Source organism: Halorubrum sp. B53, assembly GCF_059752395.1.
The window spans coordinates 57,395-63,394 of the sequence record NZ_MWTH01000002.1 but is presented as its reverse complement, the minus strand read 5'-3'; the positions used below and the strand labels follow the sequence as shown (position 1 = coordinate 63,394).

The 6,000-nt window shown below is 55.5% G+C and carries 8 protein-coding genes; 3 read left to right on the top strand and 5 right to left on the bottom strand.

The window, feature by feature from the left end; all coding sequences use genetic code 11:
• Positions 1-112: 112 nt before the first annotated feature.
• Together B4V06_RS00950 and B4V06_RS00945 are read left to right on the top strand one after the other, a co-directional pair.
• Complete coding sequence (locus tag B4V06_RS00950) at positions 113-790, top strand: hypothetical protein (RefSeq protein WP_498166771.1); 678 nt, start codon at positions 113-115, stop codon at positions 788-790.
• Between the two features lie 144 nt (positions 791-934).
• The gene (locus B4V06_RS00945) at positions 935-1,915 is read left to right on the top strand and encodes a hypothetical protein (RefSeq protein WP_498166769.1); all 981 of its coding nucleotides are present in this window, start codon (positions 935-937) and stop codon (positions 1,913-1,915) included.
• Between the two features lie 124 nt (positions 1,916-2,039).
• Here B4V06_RS00945 and B4V06_RS00940 read toward each other — a convergent pair whose 3' ends face one another.
• The 3 genes from B4V06_RS00940 to B4V06_RS00930 all read right to left on the bottom strand — a co-directional run bounded on the left by B4V06_RS00940 (position 2,040) and on the right by B4V06_RS00930 (position 4,019).
• A complete protein-coding gene (locus B4V06_RS00940; protein ID WP_498166767.1) occupies positions 2,040-2,711 on the bottom strand; it encodes a hypothetical protein in 672 nt (223 codons plus the stop codon).
• A 67-nt stretch (positions 2,712-2,778) separates the two neighbouring features.
• Positions 2,779-3,132 carry a hypothetical protein gene (locus B4V06_RS00935; protein ID WP_498166764.1) on the bottom strand — a complete coding sequence of 118 codons (354 nt, stop codon included), beginning with the start codon at positions 3,130-3,132 and terminating at the stop codon, positions 2,779-2,781.
• 5 nt (positions 3,133-3,137) lie between these two features.
• On the bottom strand, positions 3,138-4,019 hold the full coding sequence (locus B4V06_RS00930) for a hypothetical protein (protein ID WP_498166762.1): 882 nt from the start codon (positions 4,017-4,019) through the stop codon (positions 3,138-3,140).
• A 105-nt stretch (positions 4,020-4,124) separates the two neighbouring features.
• Here B4V06_RS00930 and B4V06_RS00925 point away from each other — a divergent pair, with 105 nt between their 5' ends.
• On the top strand, positions 4,125-4,499 hold the full coding sequence (locus B4V06_RS00925; RefSeq protein WP_498166760.1) for a hypothetical protein: 375 nt from the start codon (positions 4,125-4,127) through the stop codon (positions 4,497-4,499).
• Between the two features lie 9 nt (positions 4,500-4,508).
• Here B4V06_RS00925 and B4V06_RS00920 read toward each other — a convergent pair whose 3' ends face one another.
• The gene (locus tag B4V06_RS00920; RefSeq protein ID WP_498166757.1) at positions 4,509-5,021 is read right to left on the bottom strand and encodes a hypothetical protein; all 513 of its coding nucleotides are present in this window, start codon (positions 5,019-5,021) and stop codon (positions 4,509-4,511) included.
• 87 nt (positions 5,022-5,108) lie between these two features.
• Positions 5,109-5,873, bottom strand: a complete 765-nt coding sequence (locus tag B4V06_RS00915) for a CPBP family intramembrane glutamic endopeptidase (protein WP_498166754.1) — start codon at positions 5,871-5,873, stop codon at positions 5,109-5,111.
• Between the last annotated feature and the right edge of the window lie 127 nt (positions 5,874-6,000).

Below are 6,000 nucleotides of genomic sequence, written 5' to 3'. Positions count from 1 at the left end.
CCAGGTTCTTCCGCCTGCATCCGATCAAGACGGCGGTTCTTTCGTTACTGCTATTTTACTGTGAGTGTAATATCGGCACAAAACTTATAACTATCACTCCGAACTGCGATATATGGACAAAACGGTCGGCGTCTCCGAACATGTCTACGAAGTCCTTGAAGAAGTCAAAGAAGAGTTAGACCACACATCGTTCGATAGTGCTCTCCGTGATGTCCTGAACCGGGCAGGACTATCCGAAGAAGGCCAAGAATTCACGACAATCACTGACTACGAACTAAGCTACTACACCGAATGGGTCGAGGACAAAGGCGAGGTAAAGAAAATTGAGTACGAGGGGACCGAGACACCGATGTACCAGCATCGGGTCACTGGTCACAAAACCTACGGCCCGGTTCCGAACGAACTTGAGATGTTCGGCTACGTCCAAGGCTTCGAAGACGGGAAGTCACAGGGCATCACATACGCCTGGCCGAAAACAGGTCTAGCGAACTATGTCACTCCTCAGAACGCTGGAGAATGCTCTAAATGCGGCACCAGCTTAGCGCGTCAGTATGCGTACTTCTCGGCTGAATTCGCCAGTGGGAGCTGGGGACTAGCTGAAGAATCTGTTTGCAGTGACTGTGAGCTTAACTTCCCTACCTCGGACGAGAACCCACAGGTAGTCTACAAGACACGGGTGGAGGAGAATTACGATGAGGACGCGTTTTTCGACTACATCCACACAGATATCCGAATTGTGAGTCGTCACTACCCGGATGAGAATGCAGACCCGGGAGACCTATTCAGATGATTCTAAAAGGGGTCTGTCCTTCGGTGTATCCATTTTATAGAAGTCGAAGATGGTTTTCTCGCCGCTGTATTTGTCCAACTTCGACAGACTGAGCAGATCACACCTTCCAAGGAGTTTTTATGATAATACACATCGCCATTATAAATGAGTGGTGACGGGGACTCTATCGCTGATATCGTCTTTCAACGTTCCCGGAGTCAGCAGTTGGTCGCTGAGATCGCTTTTGGACCAGCACTCGCGTTTGCGGTTGATCAAACTGCACCCACCGGGATTCAGGGAGCGATTCTCTCTTGGCTTATGGCCGCACTCATCGGTATTCCAATACTCAGATATCTCGTCTTTACCGACCGAATTGAGCGTTTTGACCGACTCCTCAACCTCACGGTACGTCCCGTAGAATTCTTCGCAATCCTCGGAGTAGCACAAGTGTTCAAATTCCTCGGAATGGAATTCCTCCAGCCAGTTTCTGGTCTCAGCGAGATCGAGGCAACAGCTGTTATTTCGGCCGTCGCGACACTCATCTATATTTTATGTTTCGAACTGTTATTCCAGAAATATCGGTTCAGTTGGGGGACATTATTCTACGTCAAACGATTGGCGCTTGAAAACCAGATAGACATTCAGATGGATGACACCGAAAAGGTGGCCGAGGCGATATTTCAGCACCCTTCTCCGTGGGCTCGGCTTAAAGCCTCAGTCGGGCTGTTGAAGCTGACTCTGATTCGCGTTACGTTCGGCCAGGTCGCGTTCCACTTGCTGAAGGACTCGATACCGGACAGAGACGACGAGGCGATAGATGAGTTGAGAAGCTATATCCAAATAAATCGGGACGGGAACAGCTTGACTGATTCGAAGGGACTGTGGTTTGCTTTCGGAGTTGCCGCGGTCGTGGTACTTCCATTGCTTGCGGTGATGGCGGGGCTAATTTCATTGGTTGTCGCTACGTTCGGAACAATTATTCTTGTACTACTCATAATGCGGCTGACGAAGCATATCGTCGCTCTCTCCTACATCGCATTCGGAACAATGGATTACGAGCAGTTCGTCACGTCGAACAAACGCTGGTTTGCGATGACTTCTCTGTACACCCTAGCAGTATATTTGGTAATATTTTACCCGATCTGATACTTCATTCACTCGATAGTGATCCTCAGAGTTGTGATACATACGTATGGTGTAACTCGCACACCTATCCTATCAGTTCTTAGAGTTGTGCCAAACGAATCTCTGGATTCTTCTGCCATCCCCATTAGAACATATCGAGACAGGCCTGCTCGGGGTCGGATGGACCTGCTGTCCCAGTGGACGTACTCTCGGACGTCTCGACTTCGACGCCGAGTGTCTGTCCGGGGAGACTGGGGAGGCTTTGGAGAAGCCGTTCGGAGACCTCACCGGCCGCGAACCACTCGGCGAGAAGTTCTGCTGCCGTCGTCGTGGAATCGTGGAGCCAGAATGCCGTCGGAACGCCGTCGGTTTCGATGTCGAGTTCATTGACGTGCTCGGTGAACCAGCGGTCGCGGTCGCGTTTGAGCGCCTCGCGGAGATCACGGGCTCTATCGCGAATTCCGTCGTCTACGGGGAGGATCGGGAAGTTCGAGGGAAGCATCGCGTCCACTTCCTGGTCATTGCCGGCGATCCCGTCGAGGTATTGGCGGAAGGCGTACTGGTAGAGGCTGACGAACTCCGCGTTGGTGAATGCGGCGTGCGTGAGGGAGGCCGTCGAACAGAGTGCCGCGAGCTCGCCCCACGTTGCGACGGGTACACGCTCACCTGTTGGAGTGTCCTCAACGAGTGCGCGGCGTTCCTCGTGGATACCGTCCTCGAGGTTGGCGGCGCCGGCGGCGTGGTTACTCGCGACGACCGGGTCGGCGGTAACGCGATACGTCTGGATCTTGGTGAGAGTGACTGTGTCGATCTGCATAGTCAGGAGGAGTGGGGTGCTTGGGTAGGCTATCGTCGAACGTGTGAAGTCCGCGAGACATCGGGACTCACAAGCAGGCTGGTGACGGGTCGTGTGGGTGGTGGTCGGTGCCGTCGAGTGAATCGCACTCGGACGTGTCGTCTTGAGTGGAACATGACGGGCAGGAAGCGGGGTCGTTGTCGTGTGGGCAGCGGAGGGGGGCACCGTCTCGCTCCAAGACTGTCTGGACAGTATCGAATTGGGCGACGATGAGAGTGTCTGTCGCGACGTGGTAGTAGGCGTTGGCGTCGACAACGGTGTTGTCGAGGACCTCGACGGGGATGGCGTCGTAGAGCGCTTCAGAGAGCGTAATCGCGGGCGACCCGCGAATAAGCCACTGCAGCTGGGAGTGGCTCCCCGAGTCTGTAATGGAGGGCGTCATCGTGATTACCGTTGCTTCCGGGGGGTGTGAGTGGCGGCGACGGTCGGGCTGACGAACCGACAGGCGCGTTGCGGGATGTCAATACCGACGTCGATCGGGAGAACGTACTTGGCATCAACGTCTCCTTCGTGGGCGTTGGCGAGACGGGACGCAGCCGCGAGCTCGTGTTTGCACATCACCGCCCACTTGTTCGTCTGCTTGTAGGGACAGCCACAGACGACGGCGTCCGACCAGGGAAGGAACGCGTAAGTGGACCCGCTGGCGAATTCTCCGACGAGGAGCGGCGCCGGGAGAGTGATCCCGTATTCGGAGGGCAGGATGTGGTTATCGAGCTGGGCTTCCCGAATGACATCGTCTAGATCGAGGTCGTGTCCGTCGGCATACCCGATTGGATCGGTGTTCGCGTCGACGATGACGACTCCGTGGAAAGTGTTTGCGTGGAGGGGGAGGAGGGAGTCGGCTGTTCCTTGAATAGTGTCGAGATTTTTCGGGATGAGCTCCGTGTACCACTTTCGGCGATCGGCGCGAATCTGTTCGAGCTCGCGGTAATGTGGTTCGAGCTCACCTGTGAGGAATGCAGGAGCCTCGCCCAGGAAGTTATCGAGACCGTCGTAGGAGGGAAAGAACCGGCGTTCGCTTTCGTAAGTATTGACAAGCGTTTTCTGGATGTACTGCCGGGCGAGCGGGGTGGGAGCGTGGGTGTCGTGAGATAAGAGCCCGCCAGCCTCGATGATGTCGAGACGGATGCGGTGCTCGATCGGTTCGATCTCCGGTGGGTCACTACCCGTGGTGTTCTCATAGTCAGGGTGCGATGCGTCGAGTGCGCCTGGGGGAAGTTCGAGCGGTGGGAGGTGCTCGTCCGCCGGGGTGATCTGGTGGGTAGACATGCGTAGTTACCTCCACCACCTGTGGGGGGCGAGAAAGCAACTGGAGAGTGCTCATCACAATTTACCCCACAATAGTTATGGCTATGCCCCTCTGTGGGGTAACTAATGGCGGGCGACACTGAGAGACCTTCTGGACCTAACCTTCCGGCACACGTTCGAGACGCGGTAGACGAATTATCGGTCGAGGAGCTGGAGGACTTGGCTGACTACGCACAGGCTCTCGCCGATTGGAAGCGGGAGCAACCACCTGCGTCTCCAGATACCGCTCCCGAGGATGCCGTCGACGATGATGTCGTCGAAGATCTCGAGGAGCAGGGTGTCTCGATGGATCCCGACGACTACGATGATGTCCCCGCTACAGGGGCCTACATCACGGTGAAAGAGCCGAAACAGGGATACAGGTATTATTATTGGCAATGGCGGGACGGTGATACTTGGAAGAACGAGTATATCGCGCCTGTCAATCCGAAGGGGGACTGATCCTAGTGGTTAGATGACGGTGGCGTTTCCGAAGACGCCCTCGAACTCTTTGCGACCGAGGGTTGGCGATCCGCGGAGCCAGGTGTGGTGGGCGCCGCGCTGGACTTTGAGATAGGGGTGGCCGCCGTCGTTTCGGAGCATCTTGAGCTGCTTACACCATTTTCCCTTTTCGTTTGTACCGATCTCCGCGAGAAGTCCTTCTCCACCCTCTTGGTCGTCAGCCCAGTCGACGAGAACATCGAAGTTCGCGGGTGAGAATGGATCAACGGGGAGCGTATTCCGGACTTCCGTAATGATGTCGCGGAGTTCGTTGGGGTAGAAGATGACGGGAGTCGGATCGGGGTGGTCGTTGACGGTTGGATCGTATGTGGAGTCGAATTCGTAGCCGATTTCAGCGGTTTGATAGCCCGTTGCGGCCCGGCCGTACTCTGAGGGCCGATCGAGGTTTGTTGGCGTGACGATTGCGAGCGACGTGGTGCCGTCGTCGTCTCCCCAGTTCGCTTCTGCTAATGCGAAACGCATAGCCCACTCGTCGTATATCCGATATTAAAAAATACCGGTAGAATAGGTGTGAGCAGAGGGATGGCTTGGGTGAGACCGGGACGGCCGTTAGTAGAGGTTAGTGAGGCCGAGATTGGCGAAGAGGATAGCGTTATAGCTACCGTGAATGAGGATCGGGACGAAGAGTGAGTCGGTACGCTCGTAGGCGAAGCCGAGGATGAGTGATAGCGCAAAGAGTGAGAGGAGGACGTTTCGGATGCCGCTCAAAGAACCCTGCAGGGCGAAGAGATGTACGCTCGCAAAAAAGAGGCTGGCGAGGAGTATTGCTCCGATGGCCGAGAAGTACCTGCGGAGATACCCTTGAATGAGGCCGCGAAACAGGATTTCCTCGCAGGGTCCAGTGATGAGAAGGGATACGACGATGAGCCCGCCGAACATAGGGAGGGAGGCGTGTTTGATGGCCTCGATCGCGGCCGCGTTCTGTGCGGTTGGAGCGTTGAAAAACGCGAAGAGGGACGTGAGTACGTATTCTGTGACAATCATCACGAGAATGCCGCCGAGTATCCAGCGAGCGTCGCGGCGGGTCGGACGACGGAAGCGAAGGCCTGTGGGGAGGAGGTCCGCTTTCCAGTAGAGGAGACCACCGACAAAGATCGCGTATCCGAGTTCACTAAATGCGACGGAAGCGAGAAAGCGTGCCGTCTCTGACTGCTGGGCAACTGGGGAGGCCTGATCGAGAACGACGATGCCCACATAGCCGACGATGAGACTGGTAATGATCGCGCTGAATATGAATACGAGTGCGAGGACGACGGAGCGGAGCGTTCGCCAGAGGTGGATGACGTCCTCCTCGAATGTACTCTCTGTGGCCATCGCTGTTCGCGTCGTACTTACCGGTTGTTCGTGTGACCGCATTAACTATCGGGTGTAAACTTGTGTATCAGATAGTCCTGATCGACTAATATGATTTCATAGAACAATTAAAAGCTGATATTCTCCC

Coding starts and splice junctions, on each gene's coding strand:
- B4V06_RS00950 (WP_498166771.1), top strand. CDS start 113: ATGGACAAAACGGTCGGCGTCTCCGAACATGTCTACGAAGTCCTTGAA.
- B4V06_RS00945 (WP_498166769.1), top strand. CDS start 935: ATGAGTGGTGACGGGGACTCTATCGCTGATATCGTCTTTCAACGTTCC.
- B4V06_RS00940 (WP_498166767.1), bottom strand. CDS start 2,711: ATGCAGATCGACACAGTCACTCTCACCAAGATCCAGACGTATCGCGTT.
- B4V06_RS00935 (WP_498166764.1), bottom strand. CDS start 3,132: ATGACGCCCTCCATTACAGACTCGGGGAGCCACTCCCAGCTGCAGTGG.
- B4V06_RS00930 (WP_498166762.1), bottom strand. CDS start 4,019: ATGTCTACCCACCAGATCACCCCGGCGGACGAGCACCTCCCACCGCTC.
- B4V06_RS00925 (WP_498166760.1), top strand. CDS start 4,125: ATGGCGGGCGACACTGAGAGACCTTCTGGACCTAACCTTCCGGCACAC.
- B4V06_RS00920 (WP_498166757.1), bottom strand. CDS start 5,021: ATGCGTTTCGCATTAGCAGAAGCGAACTGGGGAGACGACGACGGCACC.
- B4V06_RS00915 (WP_498166754.1), bottom strand. CDS start 5,873: ATGGCCACAGAGAGTACATTCGAGGAGGACGTCATCCACCTCTGGCGA.